The sequence below is a fragment of the Sphingobium jiangsuense genome (genome assembly GCF_014196495.1).
GTDB lineage: Bacteria > Pseudomonadota > Alphaproteobacteria > Sphingomonadales > Sphingomonadaceae > Sphingobium > Sphingobium jiangsuense.
The window spans coordinates 1-19,218 of the sequence record NZ_JACIDT010000005.1; the positions used below are offsets into that span (position 1 = coordinate 1).

Annotated in this window: 16 protein-coding genes; 4 read left to right on the forward strand and 12 right to left on the reverse strand. The window is 66.1% G+C overall.

The window, feature by feature from the left end; translation table 11 throughout:
* Positions 1–59: 59 nt before the first annotated feature.
* Genes GGR43_RS08300 through GGR43_RS08315 form a run of 4 tightly spaced genes read right to left on the reverse strand, consistent with a single transcriptional unit; the run spans position 60 to position 4,670 of the window.
* The gene (locus GGR43_RS08300) at positions 60–1,286 is read right to left on the reverse strand and encodes an AMP-binding protein (RefSeq protein ID WP_223177360.1); all 1,227 of its coding nucleotides are present in this window, start codon (positions 1,284–1,286) and stop codon (positions 60–62) included.
* Between the two features lie 29 nt (positions 1,287–1,315).
* Positions 1,316–2,101 carry an alpha/beta fold hydrolase gene (locus tag GGR43_RS08305; protein ID WP_188071517.1) on the reverse strand — a complete coding sequence of 262 codons (786 nt, stop codon included), beginning with the start codon at positions 2,099–2,101 and terminating at the stop codon, positions 1,316–1,318.
* Positions 2,101–3,495 carry a spinster family MFS transporter gene (locus tag GGR43_RS08310; RefSeq protein ID WP_188071518.1) on the reverse strand — a complete coding sequence of 465 codons (1,395 nt, stop codon included), beginning with the start codon at positions 3,493–3,495 and terminating at the stop codon, positions 2,101–2,103. Before GGR43_RS08310 ends, GGR43_RS08305 begins: the two co-directional genes overlap by 1 nt.
* Entirely contained in the window at positions 3,492–4,670 is a 1,179-nt protein-coding gene (locus tag GGR43_RS08315) for a CaiB/BaiF CoA transferase family protein (RefSeq protein ID WP_188071519.1), read from the reverse strand. Before GGR43_RS08315 ends, GGR43_RS08310 begins: the two co-directional genes overlap by 4 nt.
* Positions 4,671–4,760: 90 nt before the next feature.
* Between GGR43_RS08315 and GGR43_RS08320 the strand changes: the two genes are divergently transcribed.
* Positions 4,761–5,783 (forward strand): NAD(P)H-dependent flavin oxidoreductase, encoded by a 1,023-nt coding sequence (locus tag GGR43_RS08320; protein WP_246343436.1) that lies wholly within the window; start codon positions 4,761–4,763, stop codon positions 5,781–5,783.
* A 17-nt stretch (positions 5,784–5,800) separates the two neighbouring features.
* On the opposite strand, the gene GGR43_RS08325 is transcribed toward GGR43_RS08320, so the two are convergent.
* The gene (locus GGR43_RS08325; RefSeq protein WP_188071520.1) at positions 5,801–6,493 is read right to left on the reverse strand and encodes an alpha/beta fold hydrolase; all 693 of its coding nucleotides are present in this window, start codon (positions 6,491–6,493) and stop codon (positions 5,801–5,803) included.
* A complete protein-coding gene (locus GGR43_RS08330; protein WP_188071521.1) occupies positions 6,490–7,989 on the reverse strand; it encodes a carotenoid oxygenase family protein in 1,500 nt (499 codons plus the stop codon). Before GGR43_RS08330 ends, GGR43_RS08325 begins: the two co-directional genes overlap by 4 nt.
* Positions 7,990–8,089: 100 nt before the next feature.
* Between GGR43_RS08330 and GGR43_RS08335 the strand changes: the two genes are divergently transcribed.
* The gene (locus tag GGR43_RS08335; RefSeq protein ID WP_223177361.1) at positions 8,090–8,563 is read left to right on the forward strand and encodes a MarR family winged helix-turn-helix transcriptional regulator; all 474 of its coding nucleotides are present in this window, start codon (positions 8,090–8,092) and stop codon (positions 8,561–8,563) included.
* Between the two features lie 107 nt (positions 8,564–8,670).
* Positions 8,671–10,989, forward strand: a complete 2,319-nt coding sequence (locus GGR43_RS08340) for a TonB-dependent receptor (RefSeq protein ID WP_188071523.1) — start codon at positions 8,671–8,673, stop codon at positions 10,987–10,989.
* 88 nt (positions 10,990–11,077) lie between these two features.
* Here the strand turns inward: GGR43_RS08340 and GGR43_RS08345 are convergent, their stop codons facing one another.
* Positions 11,078–12,550: an aldehyde dehydrogenase family protein gene (locus GGR43_RS08345; RefSeq protein WP_188071524.1), complete on the reverse strand. Its 1,473-nt coding sequence runs from the start codon at positions 12,548–12,550 to the stop codon at positions 11,078–11,080.
* Complete coding sequence (locus GGR43_RS08350) at positions 12,547–13,314, reverse strand: SDR family NAD(P)-dependent oxidoreductase (RefSeq protein ID WP_188071525.1); 768 nt, start codon at positions 13,312–13,314, stop codon at positions 12,547–12,549. The genes GGR43_RS08345 and GGR43_RS08350 overlap by 4 nt, the downstream gene beginning before the upstream one ends.
* 217 nt (positions 13,315–13,531) lie before the next feature.
* On the opposite strand from GGR43_RS08350, the gene GGR43_RS08355 reads away from it, so the two are divergent.
* A complete protein-coding gene (locus GGR43_RS08355; protein WP_188071526.1) occupies positions 13,532–13,672 on the forward strand; it encodes a hypothetical protein in 141 nt (46 codons plus the stop codon).
* A 248-nt stretch (positions 13,673–13,920) separates the two neighbouring features.
* Here GGR43_RS08355 and GGR43_RS08360 read toward each other — a convergent pair whose 3' ends face one another.
* The 4 genes from GGR43_RS08360 to GGR43_RS08375 all read right to left on the reverse strand — a co-directional run bounded on the left by GGR43_RS08360 (position 13,921) and on the right by GGR43_RS08375 (position 19,215).
* Positions 13,921–14,772, reverse strand: a complete 852-nt coding sequence (locus GGR43_RS08360) for an alpha/beta hydrolase (RefSeq protein ID WP_188071527.1) — start codon at positions 14,770–14,772, stop codon at positions 13,921–13,923.
* A 286-nt stretch (positions 14,773–15,058) separates the two neighbouring features.
* On the reverse strand, positions 15,059–16,081 hold the full coding sequence (locus GGR43_RS08365) for an MBL fold metallo-hydrolase (RefSeq protein WP_188071528.1): 1,023 nt from the start codon (positions 16,079–16,081) through the stop codon (positions 15,059–15,061).
* Between the two features lie 9 nt (positions 16,082–16,090).
* Entirely contained in the window at positions 16,091–18,292 is a 2,202-nt protein-coding gene (locus GGR43_RS08370; RefSeq protein ID WP_188071529.1) for a TonB-dependent receptor, read from the reverse strand.
* Between the two features lie 239 nt (positions 18,293–18,531).
* Positions 18,532–19,215 carry a TetR/AcrR family transcriptional regulator gene (locus tag GGR43_RS08375; protein WP_188071530.1) on the reverse strand — a complete coding sequence of 228 codons (684 nt, stop codon included), beginning with the start codon at positions 19,213–19,215 and terminating at the stop codon, positions 18,532–18,534.
* Positions 19,216–19,218: the final 3 nt, after the last annotated feature.

A 19,218-nucleotide genomic window follows, 5' to 3' on the forward strand; every position in this document is an offset into this window, starting at 1 on the left:
CCATGGGCATGCTCAACCACCATTTCGCAGCAGCCGCCTGATCGGCGCAGAGCGACAGCCTACCTCTGACTGCCGCCAATCTTTGCAACAGAGCCGCCCGCCGCGACCGCCGGCCCCCGCATCTGCAACGCGCCGGCGGCCACGCCGTCATGGGGCAGCGGGGCGCCGTTTTCGTCCACGATCCGCATGTCGACGCCGAAGGGCACGCGGCCCTGCTTCAGGCGGCTGGCGATCCTCTCCTCGGACGTCATGGCCGCGGTGGCGGGCAGCGGGGCCGACACGCCGCCGACCGGCGACAATTCGGTCATGCCCCAGGCCGCGATCGCCTCTATCCCGCGCGCGTCGAGCCGCCTCAGCAGCTGTTCCGACATCGCCGCCCCGCCGACCACCACGCGCGACAGCGCGGGCAGGCGCTCGTCATGCGCTTCGAGATAGTCGAGCAGCCCCAGCCACGCGGTCGGCACCGCCGCCGCGAAAGTCACCCCCTCGTCGCGCATCCGCTCGAACAGGGTGGCGCCGTCGAGCCTGCTGCCCGGCATCACCAGCCTCGTGCCCACGGCCGGGGCGGAAAAGGCCAGCCCCCAGGCATTGGCATGATACATGGGAACGATCGGCATCACCACGTCGCGCGCTGAGAGGTTGAGCGCGTCCGGCTGGAGCGTGAACAGCGTGTGCAGCACATTCGACCGGTGTGAATAGAGCACGCCCTTGGGGTCGCCGGTCGTGCCGGAGGTATAGCAAAGACCGGCGGCCAGTTCCTCGTCGAAGCCGCCCCAGGCGCATTCGTCGCTGTGGCCCGCGCTGAAATCCTCGACCAGCTGGCCGGAACTCTCACCCTGCGGTGGCGTGAAGAGCAGCAGTTTCTCGATCGACGGGCACCGCCGCGCGAGCTGCCCGGCCATCTCGGCGAAGGCGCCGTCGGCCATCAGCATGCGGTCCCCTGCATGGTCGATGATCCACGCCAGCTGATCCTCGCTGAACCGGGGGTTGAGCGTGTGGCAGACCGCGCCGATGCCCGCTATCCCGTACCAGGCGGCGAGATGCGCGCCGCTGTTCATCGCCAGCGTGGCGACACGGTCCCCCGGCGCGACGCCGTGCGCCAGCAGCGCGTTGGAGAGGCGCGCGGCATCGCGGCGGATGCCTGCATAATCGGTCCGCTCGACCACCCCGTCGTCGCGGAACGAAACGACCTCCCGATCGCCGTGCCAGCGCGCGGCATGCTCGATGAACCGGTTCACCGTCATCGACCAGGGTTGCATGAGGCCCCGCAGACCATCCTCCCGCATCGTCATCCCCCTATCGTCTGTCCACGCCGTCACGGTGCCAGATTATTGCGCGCAAGGAAATCGAAGAGCACCGCATTGAACGCGTCGCGATCTTCCGCGAACGGATAATGTCCGGTGTTCTCGAAAATCTTCATCTCGGCGCCGGGGATCAGCGCCGCCGTCTGCTCGATCAGCTGCGGCTGGGCGACCGGGTCCGCCCGCCCGCCGACGCAGAGCACCGGGATGTCGAGCGCCTGCACCACCGGCGCGCCTTCATAGCGCTGGATGGCCAGCATCGCCTGAATGAACGTCTCGCTCGGCGTCTTGCCCGCGACGTCGAGCACGAGGTCGACCGCCGGTCCGCTCGATTGCGGCGCGAACATGGATTTCAGCAGCGGCATCGCCGCTTCGGCCAGCGTCTTGACCTTGCGCAGCGGCGGCACGCGCTTTTCGATGAAATCGCGGGCGAATTCCTCGCCGCCCTGCGCCAGCGACGCGATCGATGCGGAAATGACGAGGGCATGGATGCGGCCGGGGATCAACTGCGCGACCTTCGGCCCGACGATGCCGCCCATCGAATGACCGATGACGATGTTCCTGTCGGTGCCCAGTTCGGTCACGAGATGGGCGGCATGGTCCGCGACCATTTCGATGCTGTAGTCCTCCGGCAGCGGCGAAAGACCGTAGCCCGGCGCATCCCAGGCGACGACGCGATAGCCCTTGCCGACCAGCTCCGGGATCTCATAGGCCCAATAGTCCTTCGACCCATAGCCGCCGTGCAGCAGGAAGATGGTGATCGGTCCGTCGCCTATCTTCATATAGTCGGGCATGCGCATCAGTCGGTCTCCTCGCTGTCGGATCGGGGGCTATCGGATCGGGGGCTGTCGGCTTGCGGCTGGCGCGCGGCCAGCAGGAACAGGGCGCCGGCGACGGCGAAGAGCGCGCAACCCAGGGCCAGCGCGAATTGCAGGCCGGCAAAGGACGCCTCGCGGCAGGCGGCATCGGCGATCGTCGCGCCATGTCCCCGGCCCGCCGCCGCGCACCGCTCGAAACCGGCGCCGAAGCTGCTGGCGGCGAAGCGGTCGCTGATCCAGCCGATCGCCAGCGGCCCGAGGCCCAGCCCGACCAGATTCATGACGAGCAGCAGCACGGCGGACGCCCGCGCGCGCATAGGGTCGGGAAAGCCGTTCTGCACCGCGCCGAGCGCCGGCCCGACATGCAGGTCGCGGGCGATCGTGGCGACGATCACCAGCACGGCCAGCAGCACGAGCGACGAGGAATAGATGGCGGCGATGTAGAGCGGCGCGGCCGCGATCAGCGCCAGACCCGGAACGACCAGCCGGTCCAGCTTAGACCGCGCCGCGACCCGGTCGGCGATCATGCCGCCCAGGCTGGTGCCCGCAAAGGAGGCCAGCCCGTAGATGATGCCATAGCCGGAGGCCGCCTGAAACAGGTCGAGATCGGTCCCGCGCAGCAGGAAAGGGATGGCGAAGACCACGAGGCCGAAGCCGGTGAAGGCGATCAGCGAATTGGCGATCGCGACATGGCGTAGCCTTTTCGTCCGCCAGAAGCGGGCGACCACGGCGGCCAGCGGCGGCGGCGCCTCGGCCGTGCGCGGGCGGACGCGCACCGGCTCGCGAACCGTGAGTTTGATCACCAGCGCCAATATTATGCCGGGCAGGCCGACGATCATGAACGCCGCGCGCCAGCCGAAATGATGCGCGATCCAGCCCCCGGCGACCGCGCCGAACAGCGCGCCGAGCGGGATGCCGAGCGAATAGATGCCATAGGCGGTGGCGCGCCGCTCGGGCGGGAAATAGTCGGCGATCAGCGAATGGGCGGGCGGCGTGCACCCGGCTTCGCCGATGCCGACGCCGACGCGGGCGAGGAACAGCTGGACGAAATTCTGCGCGAGGCCGCACAGGGCGGTCATGGCGGACCAGATGGCGATCGCGGCGGAGATGATGGTGACCCGGTTGCGCGTTTCGGCCAGCCGCGCGATGGGAATGCCGAGCGAGCAATAGAAGAGGGCGAAGGCAAGCCCGCTCATCAACCCGACCTGCGCGTCGCTCAGGTGCAGTTCCGCCTTGATCGGTTCGGCCAGCGACCCGATGATCGTCCGGTCGATGAAGTTCAGCATATAGGCGAGCATCAGCATCGTCAGGACGAAGCCCGCGCTCGACGGCTGGCGCACGCGCGGGGCGGCTGCGGCGGTTCCGCCGGCGCTCATGCCGCCTGCTCCGCTATCCGGACGATGCCGCCCGCCACCGCCGAGGCGATCCGGTCCGCGTCTATGCCCATGTCCGCCAATATCTCGCGGCTATGTTCGCCCGCGGCGGGGGCATGGAGCGGCGCGGCGGCATCCTCCTGCCCCGGCACGCGCACGCATGGCGTGTCGCCCAGCCCCGGCTGCGCGTTCCAGCCTATCCGGTCGAGCGCCTTGAAATGCGGGTCGTCCAGCAGTTCGCGCACGGTGTTCACCTTGGCCGCGACGATCCCCGCGCGCGCCAGATCCGCATCCCATTGGGCGGCGGTTCGCCTCTTCAGCGCGGCGACGACCGCCCGCTCGCATTCGGTGCGATGCTCGCCGCGCGCCGCGCGCGTCGCGAAGCGGGCGTCGGCGGGCCATTCGGGATGGCCCAATGCCTGCGCGAGCTGGCCGAATTCCCGGTCGTCCTTGATCGCCAGCGCGATCAGCCCGTCCGCCGCCGGAAAGATGCCGGTGGGCACGCCGACCTGCAGGCTGGTCGCGGGCGGCAGCAGCGCCGCCTCGGTCAGCTTGGGCGCGAGGAAGGCGGCGGCGGCCTCCAGCAGGCTGATGTCGATCCGGCGGCCCTCGCCGAAACGGAAACGGGAAATCAACGCCGTCATCGCCGCCTGCGCGGCATAGAGGCCGGTCAGCACGTCGATCGGCACATATTCCATCAGCACCGGCGCGCCGCCGACGTCGCGCAGCAGGTCGAGCCAGCCCGACTGCGCCTGAATCACCGTGTCGAGCGCGGGCCGGTCGGCATGGGGGCCGCGCGTGCCGAAGCCGGAGATGGAGAGATAGACGAGGTCGGGCCTTCCGGCGCCCAGCGCCTCATAGCCCAGCCCCAGCCGGTCCATCACGCCGGGGCGGAAGCTTTCGACGACCACGTCGCACCGGCCCGCCACATGGCGCGCCAGTTCCCGCCCCTCGGGGTGCTTGAGATCGATGGCGAGCGACCGCTTGCCGCGATTGAAGGTGAGGAAGGGCAGGCCGAGCGTTCCCGCCTTGCGCCCGATGATCCGGCCCCACTCGCCCTGCGGCGGCTCGACCTTGATCACGTCCGCGCCCGCGAGCGACAGGAGGTGCGCGGCATAAGGCCCGGCAACGCCAGCGCTGGCGTCGAACACACATATCCCCTCGAGCGCCGCCGCCATGCCCTTTTTCCTCCCTCGCGTGAAAAGCCTGCTTGCCTTTTGCGGTATTTTATTTGATCAATCAATGATTGTCGACATAAAAATGGATGGATGATGACCAAGTCCTTTGCCGATCACCTGAGGATACCGGTTTGCGCGGCGCCGATGTTCCTCGTTTCCGGGCCGGAGCTGGTGCTGGCGGCCTGCCGGGCGGGCGTGCTGGGCACCTTTCCCACCCCCAATGCGCGGACGACGGCTGATCTTGCCGACTGGATGGAACGGATCAGCACCGGCATCGCGGCGATGGAGGCCGAAACCGGGCGGGTCGTGCCCTGGGCCGCCAATCTGGTCACCCATTCCACCAACCAGCGCCTTGCCGACGATCTGGCGCTGATCGCCCGCTATCGTCCGCCGGTCGTGATCACCGCGCTCGGCAGCCCCAGGCCCGCGCTGGAGACGGTGCACGGCTATGGCGGCACCGTGCTGGCCGACGTCACCACCATGGCGCTGGCGCGCAAGGCCATCGCCGCCGGGGTGGACGGCCTCGTCTGCGTCTGCGCCGGAGCGGGCGGCCATACCGGCAGCCTTTCGCCCTTCGCCTTCATCTCCGCCGTGCGTGCCGAGTTCGACGGGCTGATCGTCGCGGGCGGCGGCATCGCGGATGGCTGGGGCGTCGCCGGAGCCGTCGCGGTCGGGGCGGACCTCGCCTATGTCGGCACGCGCTTCATCCCGGCGCGCGAGAGCATGGCTGACCCGCTGCACAAGGGCTATGTCATTTCCGAAACGATCGACGGGCTGATCGTCAGCGATGCGATCACCGGCGCGCCCGCCTCATGGATCAAGGCCAGCCTCCGCGCCGCCGGGATCGACCCGGAGAGCCTGCAACCGGGCGCCACGGCCAGGGATTATGATTCGGCCAAAGGCGGCGAGAAGAAGAGATGGAAGGAAATTTTCGCCGCGGGACAGGGCCTCGGCCGGTCGAAGGACGAACAGCCGGTGAGCGAGATCGTCGCCGAGCTGGAGGCCGACTATCGGCTGGCGCGCGCGCGCTTCATCGGGCTGGGCGGAGAACTCAGTCAGACGATGGCGGCCGACGCCGCGATCGATCTGGGGGCGGTGTCCTTCTCGCCCTGACGGGCGGCATCGCCGCTTCAGGCGGTGCGCAGCCAGCCGGAGAGCAGCGCCGCCGTCGCGGCGGGCTGTTCCAGCGGCAGCAAATGGCCCGCGCCGGGCACGACATGGGCACGATGCGCGCCGACCAGCGCCTCCATCCGTTCGCGCGGGGCGAGCGGATCGCACTCCCCGGCCAGCATCAGCACCGGCCCGGCATAGCCGGTCAGCGTGGCCGTGCGGTCCGGGCGCGTCATCGCCGCCCGGCTGTGCGCGATGAAGCGATCGGGGCCGTAATCGGCCACCATCGCCGCGCGCCGGGCCATGATCGCCTCGTCCTTCAGGCTTTCGGGGTGGAAGGCGGCGGACGCATTGGTCTGCACCATCGCCTCATAGCCGCCCGCCTGCGCCGTCTCGATCGCGCGGCTGCGGTTTTCTCGCGCCGCCTCGCTGTCGGCGGCGGGCAGGGAGCCGACCAGCGCCAGTCCGGCGATCCGCTCCGGCGCGCGCGCCAGCATCGCGAGCGCGACATAGCCGCCGAAGGAAAAACCGCAGAGGTGAAAGCGTTCGGGCAGATCCGCCAGCACGGCGTCCGCGATCGCCTCCACGCTGGCGAGCGGCGGCAGGTCGATCGCGCGCGCGTCGATCGCGGGATCGAGCGCGGCGACGACGCCGTCGAACACCGCCCGGCTGTTGTTGAGGCCGGGCAGCAGCACGAGTGTCGGCCCGCTCATGCGACCGGACGCTCCGCGTGGAGGCGGTCGGCCTCGACCCAACAGGCATGGGTGCCGACCGAAAGCCGCTCGGGCAGGACCACGGTCGCGATCGGTCCCCTGTCGATCTGCTTCGCGTCGAAAACCAGCAGCTCGGAACGGTCGCTGTTCATGTCGGCGACCAGCGACAGCAGATAGCCGTCATCCTCCTCCACCGCGCCGTCGCGGCGCGCCATCTGCGGCTCGCTGCCGAAGCGGCCGGGGCCATATTCGAAGCGCTGTTGCGCGCCGGTTTCCAGATCATATTTCTTGACGCCGGAAAACAGCCAGTTCCCCGGCACATAAAGCACATTATAGCTGTAGCGATAGCGCGCCGCCGCGAAATCATTGCTGACGACCGGGAATTCGGTGACTTCGTCGTCAATATATTCCTCGTGCGTCCGGCCGGTCTTCAGGTTGAAGCGCCAGCGGTGCATCAGCGTCTTGTTGTTGTGCTTGTCCAGATTGGCGCGGATGCGTTCATAGACGGCCTGCCGCCCGCCGTCCTGCTTGCCGACCGGGATCATCTTGTAATCGGGCATGATGCAGCCGTCCATCACCACCTCGTCGCCCTCTTCATAGCAGTTGGACAGGTGGAGGATGTAGCAGCTCGACCCTTCGAACCAGCGCACCTCGTCGCCCTTGCCGAAACGGGGGATGATGCCGAAGCGCGCGGGCAGGTCGCGGTTGAATTGCAGCTTGTGCTCGCCGCGCTTCAGCCCTTCCGGTTCGAAGAACAGCGGCAGGTCGTGCAGGATCGAATAATTGGCGGTGATGCCGAGGTCGTGCGGCCAACGCGCGCCGGGCAGCTCGATCGCGGTATAATTGACCAGCCGGTTGTTCCGGTCGATCACGCCATAATTCATATAGGGCGGATGTTCGGGGAAGTTGAAGAACATCATGTCGCCGGTCGCGCTGTCGACCTTGAAATGCGGGCCGACGCCGTCGCGGACGAGACGCGACCAGTCGGGGTCGGCGCCCAGCGTTTCGAGTGTCTGCGGATCGAGCCGCCATGCCTCGCTGCCCTGTCCCATGCAGGCGAGCAGCTTGCCGTTATGGGCGATCACGTCGGTGCCCGCATTGTCCTTCATCGCGCCGATCGCGCCCCAGCCGCGCCGCGACGCCTTCGCCGGTTCGAGCAGGCCGGGCCATAGCGACTTGCCCGCCGCCTGCTCGGCGAGGAAACCGGTGGTCTGGACGAAGCGGTTGCGGAAACGGACGCGGCCGTCCTCGAACTGGACCGCCGTCAGCATGCCGTCGCCGTCGAACGGGTGATAGATGCCCATCGGCTCGTGGATCTGGTTGTGCGCGTTGCGCACGAAAATGCCGTTGAGGTCGCGCGGAAGATCGCCGATCACCTGCAAATCGCCATAGTCCGCCGTCCATTGCCGCGAGGTCGGACGGAAAGGCCCCTGGAGAAAGGGGTTGTCGTTATCCGGCGCGATAGTCAGCGTGACATCGTCATTATAGTGCAGCATCGCATCATCCTTCAGCTCATCTCTCGACTGGACTTCATTATCGAGCCATAAGGAGGGAGAGTCAATATTGTTGATCAATCAATTATTATGGAGATTGCCCATGCCGAAAAAGACCAAAAAGGAAAGCGGAAGCGGTATGCTGGGCCCGTCCGACCTGCCGGAACCGCGTGACTTCATCCCGCGCCTCATCCGGGCGCACAACAATCTGGTGAACGGTTTCGAGCGGCTGTGCGGCATCCACATCGCGCGCTGGCGACTGCTGTTCAATCTGGCGCGAAGGGGCAGTTCCTCCCAGAACGAGCTGTCGCGCTCCACCACGATCGCGCCCGCCGCCGTCACCCGGATCCTGGCGGATATGGAGCGTCAGGGCCTGATCAGGCGCACGCCGTCCAAGGAAGACAGCCGCCGGGTGATCGTCGAACTGGCCCCGGCCGGGGAGCAGCTGGTCAGGGAAACGGCCGTCAAGCGCGAGCAGTTCATCCAGCAGGCGCTGTCCGGTTTCAGCGACGCGGAGGTCGTGCTGCTCGAACGCCTGCTCGGCGCGCTGGAAGACAATCTCGCCGCCATCCGCTGAAAGCATCCCCCACGCGCAATTGACAGCCTCCTTTCGTTCCACTATGTTTGATTGATCAATTATATATTCACCGGCAACGGCCGGCTTTCAAACCTGGGAGGGACACTATGCGGAATAGGAATATATGGATTGCCGGGGCGAGCCTGTGGGCGCTCTCGACCGCGCCGGGCTGGGCGCAGTCGGCGCCGGAAGCAGGCGCGGCCCAGGCCGATATGGGCGACACGATCGTCGTGACCGCCCGCCGCCGCGAGGAAAATCTGCAGGACGTGCCGGTCGCCATCACCGCCCTTTCCGCCGCCGCGCTCGAATCGCGGGGCATCGAACGCAGCGACGACCTGCAATTCAGCGTGCCTTCGCTGCGCATCGCGCCGCAGATCAGCGCGACGACACCCAATTTCATCATACGCGGGCAGGGCCGCCCGCTGTTCAGCGGCGCGCTGCCCAGCGTCGTCACCTATTTCGCCGATGTGCCGCTGCCGCAGGACGGCAGCATCGTCCCGCTGTTCGACCTGTCGTCCGTGCAGGTGCTGAAAGGCCCGCAAGGCACGCTGTTCGGCCGCAACACGACCGGCGGCGCGATCCTGCTCAGCCCGACCCAGCCCGATCTCGACAAGGTCGAGGGCTATGTCGAGGCGGGCGCGGGCAATTATGACGCCTATACTCTGGCCGGGGCGGTCAACGTGCCTGTCGTCCCCGGTAAGCTCGCCATTCGCGCCGCAGGCGAACTGGCGCGCCGCGACGGCTTCGTCCGCAATCTGGGCGGCGGGGCCAATCTGGGCAACCGCCACACCGATTCCGTCCGCGTCTCGGTGCTTGCCCGGCCGACCGACACGCTCCAGAATCTCTTCATCTTCGACTGGACCAATATCGATGAAAACGGCGCGGCGGTCGTCCCCACCGCGGTCTTCACCGATGGCGCGGGCAACCCGCTGGGCAATGCCGCGACGGCGGCGAACCGCCCCTATTTCTTCGGCGGCACGCTGGCCGACGACATCCGCCTGCAACTCGATCAGGTCAAGGCGGCAGGCGTGATGGTGGCCAACCCCAGCATCGACGACGGCTATGTGCGCGGCAAGGTGTGGGGCATCGTCAACACGACCAGCCTCGATATCGGCGCGATCACGCTCAAGAACATCTTCGGCTATCGCAAGGCGACGATCTACAACCGTTTCGACATCGACGGGCTGCCCGTGGCGCTCAACGACCAGATCAACGCCGACGGCGCCTTTCCGCAGGTCGCGATCGACGCGTTCAGCAACGAGTTCCAGATCGCCGGAACCCTGTTCGACAAGCAGCTCGAATTCGTGCTCGGCGCCTTTTATCTGAACGAGGGGCCGACCGGGGAATCCGGGACGCAGGCGCTGCAATTCTACCGCACCGGGTCGGCGGCGCCGGTCGTGCAGAACATCTATATCCGCAACAAGAGCAAGGCGCTGTTCGGGCAGGCCACCTATCATTTCCGGGGCGCGCTGGAAGGGCTGAACCTGACCGCCGGCTATCGCCGCACCTGGGACGAGCGCGAATTCTGCGTCATGCAGCAGGTCGCGTCGCGCGGGCCGGATGCGTGCGCGGGCATCACGCGCGGCACCAAGTTCGACGCGCCGAGCTATACGCTGTCGATAGACTACAAGCTCAGCGACGAAATTCTGCTCTACGGCGCGCATCGGCGGGGCTATCGCGGCGGCGGCGTCAACACCAACGTGCCGGTCGGGCTGATCGAAGGGATATACCGGCCCGAGGTCGTCAACGACTATGAAGGCGGCGTGAAGACCAACTGGGCCTTTGGCGGCGTGCGGGGGCATTTCAACTTTGCCTATTACCGGGCCAATATCTCCGACTTCCAGGCATCCTCGGTCGTCGCGCTGCCGCTGCCGGGCGGCGGCACGCTCAATTCGTCGATCGTCGCCAACGCGGCCAAGGCGCATACCGAAGGGTTCGAGGCGGAACTGGTCGTCATCCCGGTGCGCGGCCTGACGCTCAGCGCCAATTACGACCATTTCAACGGTGCGTTCGACGAATTTGTAGGCCCGTCCAACTTCCCGGTCGGCAGCCTGCTCGATTTCAAGTTCAACACGCCCAACGACACGCTGAACCTCAACGCCTCCTATCAGATGGACCTGCCCTCCGGCTGGGGCGAGACGCTGGGCTTCACCGTCAACTATTACTGGCGCGGCGACACGCTGATCTCGACCGCGGCGTCGGTGCCCAATGCGATCACCACCGAGCCGTCCTTCGACACCGTCGACCTGCGTCTCGACTGGAAGCGCGTCGCCGATACCGGGCTGGACCTGTCGCTGTTCGTGCGCAATGTCGGCGACACCCGCTATCGCACCGGCATGTCCAGCTCCGCGGCGGCCTTCACCCTCGCCACCTCCTATTATGGCGAGCCGCGCACCTATGGGCTGAAGCTGCGCTACGCCTTCTGATCGCGGCGGGACCCCGGCCTGCGCAAGAAAAGGCCCCCACTTCCGGTCGGGAGTGGGGGCCTTCCCTTTTTCCGCGCGGGAACGGCGGTCAGCGCGCGCCGAGCCGGATCGGCATCGGGAACGGCCGCGTCGCGATGGCGACGGCCTTTTCCTCGGAATAGAAATTGCGCAGGCTCTCTATCCCTTCGCGGCCGACGCCGGATTCCCCGACGCCGCCGAACGGCATGCGCAGGTCGAACATCACCGGCGAATTGACCATCAGCCCGCCGGTGCGCATGCCCTGCGCGGCGGCCATCGTCTCATCGAGCCGGTTGGTCCAGAGATAGCCCGACAGGCCGTAGCGGCTGTCATTGGCGATCGCGATCGCTTCCTCGAACCGGCCATAGGTCAGGATCGTGGCGACCGGGCCGAAAATCTCCTCCTGACAGACGCGCGCGCCCGACGATCGCGCGCGCAGCACGGTGGGCTGCATGAAATAGCCCCGGTCCCTGTCGGCGCGCTTGCCGCCGCAGAGCAGGTCCACATCGTCCTGCGGCGCGCAGAAGGAGAGGACATGGCGCAGATGCGCCTCGAAGGCGAGCGGCCCCATTTCGGTTTGCGGGTCGGCCGGGTCGCCGACGCGGATCGCCCGCGTCCGCTCGACAAAGGCTTCGATGAACCGGTCGGCTATGTCCTCCTGAACGATGATCCGCGATCCTGCGAAGCACATCTGCCCGGCATTGGCGAAGATGCCGAGCAGCGAGCCATCGAGCGCGGTGTCGAAATCGGCGCTGTCGGACACGATATTGGCCGACTTGCCGCCCAGTTCCAGATCGCATTTCCTGAAGCCCTGCGCCGCCGCAAGCATGATCTGCCGCCCCGCCGCGCCGCCTCCGGTGAAGGACACCAGCCCGACATCGGGATGCGAGGAGAGCCGGGCGCCCGTCACCGGGCCGCGGCCATTGACCAGATTGACGACGCCGGGCGGCACGCCCGCCTCGGTCAGCAGCGTCATGAAGCGCGCCAGCGCCAGCGGCGTATGCTCCGATGTCTTGATGACGCAGCTGTTGCCGAAGGCCAGCGCGGGCGCGATCTTCGACGTCGCGAGCATCAGCGGCGCATTCCATGGCGTCAGCAGCGCGCAGATCCCCACTGGCTCGCGATGGACATAGCGCTGGTGCAGATCGTCGGTCGTCACCGCCCGCTCGGCCGCCTGGCTGAGATGGTCGGCGTAGAAGCTGAAATTGCGGATGACCCGCGCCGTGACCATGCCCCTGGCCTGGCTGGTGGGGATGCCGAGGTCCATCGTTTCCAGCGCGCACAGCTCGTCCGCATGCTCGGCGGTCAGCGCGCAGATGCGGCGAAAGACCGTTGCCCGCTGCTCGGCGCTCAGGCGGCGCCAATGGCCTGCCGCGAACGAAGCCTTGGCGGCCGCGACGGCGCGGTCCACCTCCGCCTCGTCGGCTTCGAACAGGATGCCGATTTCCTCCTCCGTTGCCGGATTGATCACCGGCAGGCGATGGGCGTTCGCGCGCGGCGCGACGAAGGCGCCGTCGATGAAGCTCGTGATCTCGCGGCTCATGGCGCCCAGATCCCGCCGTTCACATGCAGCACCTGCCCGGTGATGTAGCTGGCCGCCGGACCCGCGAGGAACAGGAGCGGCCCGGCCATTTCCCTGGGATTGCCCAGCCGCTTGAGCGGCACGATCTGATGATAGCTGCCCTGATTGATATTGTCGCCTTCGCGCTTCTCCCGGCCCGTGCCGCCTTGCAGGAAGGCGGTGTCGAACACGCCGGGGGAAATGACGTTGACGCGGATGCCGGGGGCGTTCTCGGTCGCCAGCGCCTTGCCGAGCGCGACCACGCCCGCCTTCGATGCGGCATAGGGCGCGACGCCGGGCCATACCACCCGATGCCCGAAGGTGGAGGAGATCAGCACGATGCTGGCATTGTCGCCCTTTTCCAGCAGCGGCAATGCAGCGCGGGCGACGAGGAACATGCCGCGCAGGCAGCAGTCGGTGATCGCGTCCCATTCCGCCACCGGCATGTCCTTGATCAATATGGGTTCGCCGGTATAGCCGGCGAGGTCGACCAGCGTGTCGAGCGCGCCCCAATGCCGTTCGATCTCCGCGAAGGCGGCGGTGACGGAAGCCTCGTCGCTGACATTGCAGGCAAGCGTCAGTTCGGCTTCGGCCGGGGCCTGCGCGATCGACCGGTCCAGATCGAGCACCGCGACCCGCAGCCCGGCCTCGACCGCCGCGGCGACGAGCGCCCTTCCCATGCCGCCGCATCCGCCGACGACCGCGATCCGGGTGCCGGGAGGGGGAAGAAAATCGACCAATGCCATTAAGTCTCTCCTTGCCAAGAGGATCCGTGACCGATCCATGGAAAGGAATATGCATGGGGAAAAGAAGGGCAGGGGTCAATATATTTGATTGATCAAATATCTTATGCGTTGTGGTTTGGGTCGGTCGCCTCGCCCGAATGCAGATAGGCGGCCCAGTGCGCCGCCACCGGGCGCGCCGTCCTCGCATGGTGCTATCGCTGTCGTATTTCCTTCAGTCATGTCCGCACTCTTCGTTCATCTCATCATTCTCTTAGGTATCATTCTCATAGGTATCGAGCGCGGCCCGGATGGCGATCAGCGCGCTCTTGAGCTGCCGGAAGACATCGGATTTGCTCCACTGGTCGCCGCCGCGACCTGATCATAGGTTTCGCCGCGCAGGCTGGTTCATGCAAAAATACGCTCCTTCGACAGAGAAACGTATCCGGGCGTCATTCCTTCCAGATCCTGCCCTTTTCTTTTCAGTTCGTCGTCAAGGAAGGAGCGGGTCCGCCGCATATGGCGCGGTAAGGAATACCGCCCGATGCCGCTGCTCGTCAAATATGCCGGGGCAGGCGATAGGGCCGGAAAATGCCGAGTGAAGCCCTTTCGAAGAGGATTCGAAGCGTTTCACACCCGCGTGGCGCATTCCAGTGCAAAGCCCAGCTGTTGCAGATGCAATGCCGGGCCGACATGGTGGAAATCCATGCAGTGGCCCGTCCTCGCGACCATTCGCGCATCCACCAGCGGCGATGCCGTCAGGGCCCTTGCAAATCCACGGATCTCATCCTCGCTGACGATCCACAGATTGTCCCGCTCGGCCTGCCGATAGTGGACGGGGATGCCGATCGCGCCCAATATCCCGGCCGCCGCTCCGTGCCACCATCCAGTGATGGCCAGCAGCTCGGGCTTGACCGCCGGGGCGTCGGCTTTCCGGCTCGCGGCGGGCATGTCGGCGGCATAGCTGCCGGGCGGGCCGAACATCACCTTGTCCTTGATATCGCTCGGCAGTTCCACATGAAGCTGGTCGGGAAGCGCGCTCCACCGTTCATGATCGCCGGGGTTGGTGTTCAACCCGATGCCCGAAACGGCCAACCCCAGCAGGGGGAACCTGCCCGGCCTGCTCGCCACGGTCGCGGCAATGGCGGCGCCGATCGAATGCCCTATCAGGAACAGTCCCGAACAGCCTGCGCCATGGCGATCCCAAATTTCCGCCAGGGCATCCACCAGAAATGCCGCCTGACCGGCAATGTCCATCAGATCGGGCGAAAGGGCAGGACTGTCGCCATGGCCCGGCCGGTCGATCGCAATCGCCGGAATGCCGTTCGCGTCCGCGGCGGCAAGCAGCGACCGTCCGGGCAGGTCGAAATAGGCGGACGAATAGCTGCCGCCGTGAATCGCCACGACAAGAGGCTCACCGTCATGGCGCCGCTCCATGCCCGGCGTGGATCGTCCTGAAAGCGACGGGATTATCTGTCCCACATTCCACTCCATTCTCGCGTTAAATAGGGTGCCTCATGTCCGCCTCCGGGGTGGAGGCGGACACAGCAGCTTTATCGTCCAGGGTTTCGGCACGGATCATCTGCTCGAAGGCCCGGCGGCCGAGCACGCATATATTGTCGGCGCGCAACAGCAGCTCGCCCGGCCGGATCGCGGGTCACCTCGCTGGCCCATGCCGCGACATACCATTGGTTGCGCGGGGCAAAAAACCCATCGGCCAAAGGGTACATGGCGCTTACCTCTCTATTTCCGGATTATGCTGCACCGTTCAGAATTCGTCGAGGTCGCGGCCCAGAATGACCGGTCCCCGGAATGTCTCCCGGACACCGCGCGTATAGCGCGGCGGGTCGATAGGCTCGTCGGTAACCGGCGCTACGTGGGACAACACCACCATGCCGACCCCGGCCTTCGCCGCCAGCTTGCCGATCTCGGCGGGCACCAGATGCTCCTCGACCATATGCTTGACCAGCGGCGCGAGTTGCTCGTCGCTCACCGCATATTGCCGCTTCAACATCCTGTTGGTGGCGTCGATGTCGATGACCTCGCTCACCAATATGTCCGCGTTGCGGGCGAATTTTTCCAGCGCGGCGCTGGGGCCGGTATCCCCGGTGAAGACGATCGTGCGGTCGGCGGTCTCGAACCGGTAGGAATAGGCCCGGTCCCGGCCATAGGCCCGCTTCGGAAGGTCGGTCGCCACATAATGGCTGTTGGCGACGGCAAAGACCCGCAGCCGGTCGTCCTCGAACACCAGTTTTTCCTGCCCGACCTCCAGATCCTGCGGCTGCGCGATCGCGGCCAGCGGCGGATGGGGCGGCAATACCGCGCCATGGATCTCCGCTGGTCCGGTCAGATAGTCGGCGGCCTTGCGAACAAGCTGTTCGCTGCCCGGCGGGCCGAAAACCCGCATGACCTGCCGATGGCCCGACACCCAGTTGAACGCCATCAGCGATGCCAGCCCGGCGGTGTGGTCGATGTGCAGATGGGTGAAGAACACATGGCCGATATCGTTCGCCGCAAAGCCCGCTTTCCGCAGTTGCCCGGTGGTCCCGTCGCCGCAATCGATCAGATAGGGGCGTCCGCCGACCACCAGCAGGCTCGCGGGCTGCGAGCGGTCCGCGCTGGTCACCGGCCCGCCGGCCGTACCGAGCAGGATCAGCCTCGTTCCCTCCTGCGCGACGGCCTGCGTCGCGGGAGAGGGGGGCGGGGAAGGCCGCGCCTCCCCAGCCCATGCCGGGGCCAGTGACAGGCCCACGGCCCCCGCGACCATCAGCGAAAGGAAGGGGTAGCTCATGAAATCACCTCAGAAGCGCACCCGTGCCGAAATCCCGTAGGTTCGCGGCGCGAGATATTGGGTCGCCATCTGGCCGAGCGGGATCGACGTCGCATGCGTCAGCACCTTCGCCCCGGACAGGTTCTTGCCGAACAGGGACAGGTTCAGCCTGTCGTCGGGCGAGGTCCAGCCGACCGACGCGTTGACGACGTCATAAGCGCGCTGGCGCAGGAAATTGTCGGCCTCGAACACGAACGCGCCGCTGCGGTTCTCGGTCACGTTGAAGTTGAGCTTGCCGAACGACAGCTCGGTTTCATAGTTCAGCGAGATCGAGCCGCTGAAGCGCTGCGCATTGGGCAGCCGGTTGCCCGTCGCGCTGCCGGTGCTGTTCGCGACGCCGCCGCCCGGCACCTGCCTGAACAGCAGCGCGTCGGGGAAGTCGGTGAATTCGTCGTGCAGCCAGACGAATCCGCCGCGCACCGAAAGGCCGCGCGCGAGGATCGCCTCGAAATCGACGTCGAGGCCGTAAAGCTCCGCCTTGGCGCCGTTGACGGTCAGTTGCGCGCCGTTGACGAACTGCTGCACCTGCAGGTTGGAATAGTCGTAGAAGAAACCGGCCATGTTGAGGCGCAGTTTCCGGTCGAACAATTCGGTCTTCAGGCCGATCTCGTAGGAATCGAGCTGCTCGGTCTTGTAAGGCGGGTTGGCGGGATTGAGAATGTTGAAGCCGCCGGTCTTGAAGCCCCTGGTCAGCGAAACATAGCCGAGGATGCGGTCGGCGAACTCATGGTCGAGCGCGATGCGCCAGGTCGGCTTCTTCTCGGTGATAGACGCGCCGTCGAAAGGCACGTTCAGCGGCACGATGCTGCCATTGTTCAGCAGGTTCGACTGCGCCGATGAAAATTCGCGCTTCTCATAGGTCCAGCGCGCGCCCAGCGTCAGGCGGGTGCGCGGGAATATCTCGAAATCCGCCTGCCCGAACGGGGCGATGGAGGTGACCTTCTCCCGCCCGTAGATCATCTGCTTGGCGACCGATGTCGGCAGCGGGGCGAGCGGGCCGCCCAGCGACTGGGAAAAGTCGTTGGCCGTGTTGCTGCTATTGAAATAATAGACGCCCACCGCCCAGTTCACGCTGGATCCGAGCGCCGACACCAGCTGCACCTCCTGAGAGAAGCTCTTGGCGCGGGTGTCGGGCGAGTTCACATGGAACACCGCGAGCGGCGTCGCATCGGCATCGAGGCGGAAGGACGACACCGAATTGCGATAGGCGCTGATGCTGGTCAGTTCGGCGAAACCCAGATCCTGCTCGATCGTGGCGCTGATCCCGCCGCCGTGCAGCTTGCTCAGCGGATCGAGGCCGACGATGCTGTCATAGATTTTGGACGGCGTGACGAAACCGGGAATGGCGAGCGGCGTGCCCGGATAGGGCCGGAAATAGGTGGCTTGGTTGTCGGACCGCCGTCCATAGTCACCGATCAGGCGAATACTGGTGCCGGGGCCGGGTTCGATCAGCAGCTGGCCGCGCAACGACCAGTTATAGTCGATCTTGTAGGTTTCCTTGCCGGTGGTGAGGTTCTTGCCCCACCCCTCGCCCTGCGTCACATAGCTGCCCGACAGGCTCGCGGCGATGCCATCGGCAAGGCCGCCGGTGAGATAGGCGTTGGTCCGCACCGTCGCATAATTGTCGATGCTTGCGCTGGCTTCTCCGGCCGGATCGAAGCTCGGCCGCTTCGTCGAGATCTGCACGACGCCGCCGGTGGCGTTGCGCCCGAAGAGGGTGCCTTGCGGTCCCTTCAGCACCGAAACCTGCTCGACATCGTTGAAATCGCGCAACCCTTCGCGCTGCGAGGGATAATAGACCCCGTCGATATAGAGCGCGACCGGGTTCTCGACGTTGATCGCCGCCGTGCCGATCCCGCGAATGGACGGCGAGAAGCTGGAATTGGTCACGCGGATATTGACCGCCGGTATTGCGACATTGAGCTGGGTCGTGTCCGCGACCCCGACGGTGGACAGCTGATCCCCCGTCGCGCTGGCGACCGAGACGGGCACGTCCTGCAGGTTCTGCGCGCGCTTCTGGGCGGTCACGATGATGTCGCTGAGGCCGGAAGCTGCTTCGGCCGTGTCCGCGTCCGCCTGCGGCGCCGCCGTCTGTGCGGTCGCGGACGCCGGCCATGCCATTCCGGCGGCAAGCGCAACAAGGCTGACGATGTAATTCGGTGTGTTTCGCATCTTTCCTCTCCCGGTCGCCGCGATCCTCGTGCGGGATTACTAGCGTGAAACGATTGCCTAGTTTCTGACTGAATACTCACTCAGAATGCTATGGGCATGCAACGCTCTTGTCAATCGCCGAAGAAAAAATCCGTGAAGAGGGTCGGAATCGGGGGCGAGCGCCATGGTCCGCCGTCAGGGATGCACCGTTGAAAACCGGCGGCAAACTGCGGATCGTCAGGGCCGGCCGGCCGTTGATCTCAATGGTTTTCGGGGTTCAGTTCGATGCGCAGTTCCGCCATCGAAAGCGAGGCGAGACGCTTCGCTTCCTCTTCCTTGATCGCGAACATGCGCATGGCGAACAGTGATGCCTTGTGCGCTTCGGCCGAATCGATCACGCCTTCCAGCATCGATTTGGCGATCGCGATCATGACGGCGTGAAAGGCGGTGATCGCGGTTTCGATGTTCATGACATCGAGCGTGCCGCGTTCGACACCCGCGCCGATGGCGATGCGGGCATGCTCGCGCAGCAGGCCGTCGATCATCGGCAGCACCGGCTCAAGCTGGACGACGAAGGCTGCCCATACCTTGTCCGATTCGACCGTTTCGATAAACCGGCGGAAAGCATAGCATGTCGCCGCGGCGATGTTGGACGAAGCGAGCGCGGCCTGCTCCAGCGCGGCGCCGAGGTCCTCGCCCCGCTCGGCGAAGATCGCGCGGGCCAGTTCCTCCTTCGACGTGAAGTGATTGTAGAAGGATCCGACCCCCACGCCCGCCGCTTCGATGATTTCGGCGATCGTGCTGCCCTCGAAACCGTTGCGGCCCATCACTTCATATCCGGCGTCGATGAGCTTGCGCCGCGCCGTCAGCCTGCGTCCCCCCGATGGGGCACGCGCCTTTCTTTCTTCCTGCGCGCCCGTCTTCTGGCCAGTGTCCCGCGTCATGAC

What these genes read in the sequence shown, in the direction of transcription:
- GGR43_RS08300 (WP_223177360.1), bottom strand. Translation starts at nt 1,286, where the DNA reads ATGCGGGAGGATGGTCTGCGGGGCCTCATGCAACCCTGGTCGATGACG.
- GGR43_RS08305 (WP_188071517.1), bottom strand. Translation starts at nt 2,101, where the DNA reads ATGCGCATGCCCGACTATATGAAGATAGGCGACGGACCGATCACCATC.
- GGR43_RS08310 (WP_188071518.1), bottom strand. Translation starts at nt 3,495, where the DNA reads ATGAGCGCCGGCGGAACCGCCGCAGCCGCCCCGCGCGTGCGCCAGCCG.
- GGR43_RS08315 (WP_188071519.1), bottom strand. Translation starts at nt 4,670, where the DNA reads ATGGCGGCGGCGCTCGAGGGGATATGTGTGTTCGACGCCAGCGCTGGC.
- GGR43_RS08320 (WP_246343436.1), top strand. Translation starts at nt 4,761, where the DNA reads ATGATGACCAAGTCCTTTGCCGATCACCTGAGGATACCGGTTTGCGCG.
- GGR43_RS08325 (WP_188071520.1), bottom strand. Translation starts at nt 6,493, where the DNA reads ATGAGCGGGCCGACACTCGTGCTGCTGCCCGGCCTCAACAACAGCCGG.
- GGR43_RS08330 (WP_188071521.1), bottom strand. Translation starts at nt 7,989, where the DNA reads ATGCTGCACTATAATGACGATGTCACGCTGACTATCGCGCCGGATAAC.
- GGR43_RS08335 (WP_223177361.1), top strand. Translation starts at nt 8,090, where the DNA reads ATGCCGAAAAAGACCAAAAAGGAAAGCGGAAGCGGTATGCTGGGCCCG.
- GGR43_RS08340 (WP_188071523.1), top strand. Translation starts at nt 8,671, where the DNA reads ATGCGGAATAGGAATATATGGATTGCCGGGGCGAGCCTGTGGGCGCTC.
- GGR43_RS08345 (WP_188071524.1), bottom strand. Translation starts at nt 12,550, where the DNA reads ATGAGCCGCGAGATCACGAGCTTCATCGACGGCGCCTTCGTCGCGCCG.
- GGR43_RS08350 (WP_188071525.1), bottom strand. Translation starts at nt 13,314, where the DNA reads ATGGCATTGGTCGATTTTCTTCCCCCTCCCGGCACCCGGATCGCGGTC.
- GGR43_RS08355 (WP_188071526.1), top strand. Translation starts at nt 13,532, where the DNA reads ATGTCCGCACTCTTCGTTCATCTCATCATTCTCTTAGGTATCATTCTC.
- GGR43_RS08365 (WP_188071528.1), bottom strand. Translation starts at nt 16,081, where the DNA reads ATGAGCTACCCCTTCCTTTCGCTGATGGTCGCGGGGGCCGTGGGCCTG.
- GGR43_RS08370 (WP_188071529.1), bottom strand. Translation starts at nt 18,292, where the DNA reads ATGCGAAACACACCGAATTACATCGTCAGCCTTGTTGCGCTTGCCGCC.
- GGR43_RS08375 (WP_188071530.1), bottom strand. Translation starts at nt 19,215, where the DNA reads ATGACGCGGGACACTGGCCAGAAGACGGGCGCGCAGGAAGAAAGAAAG.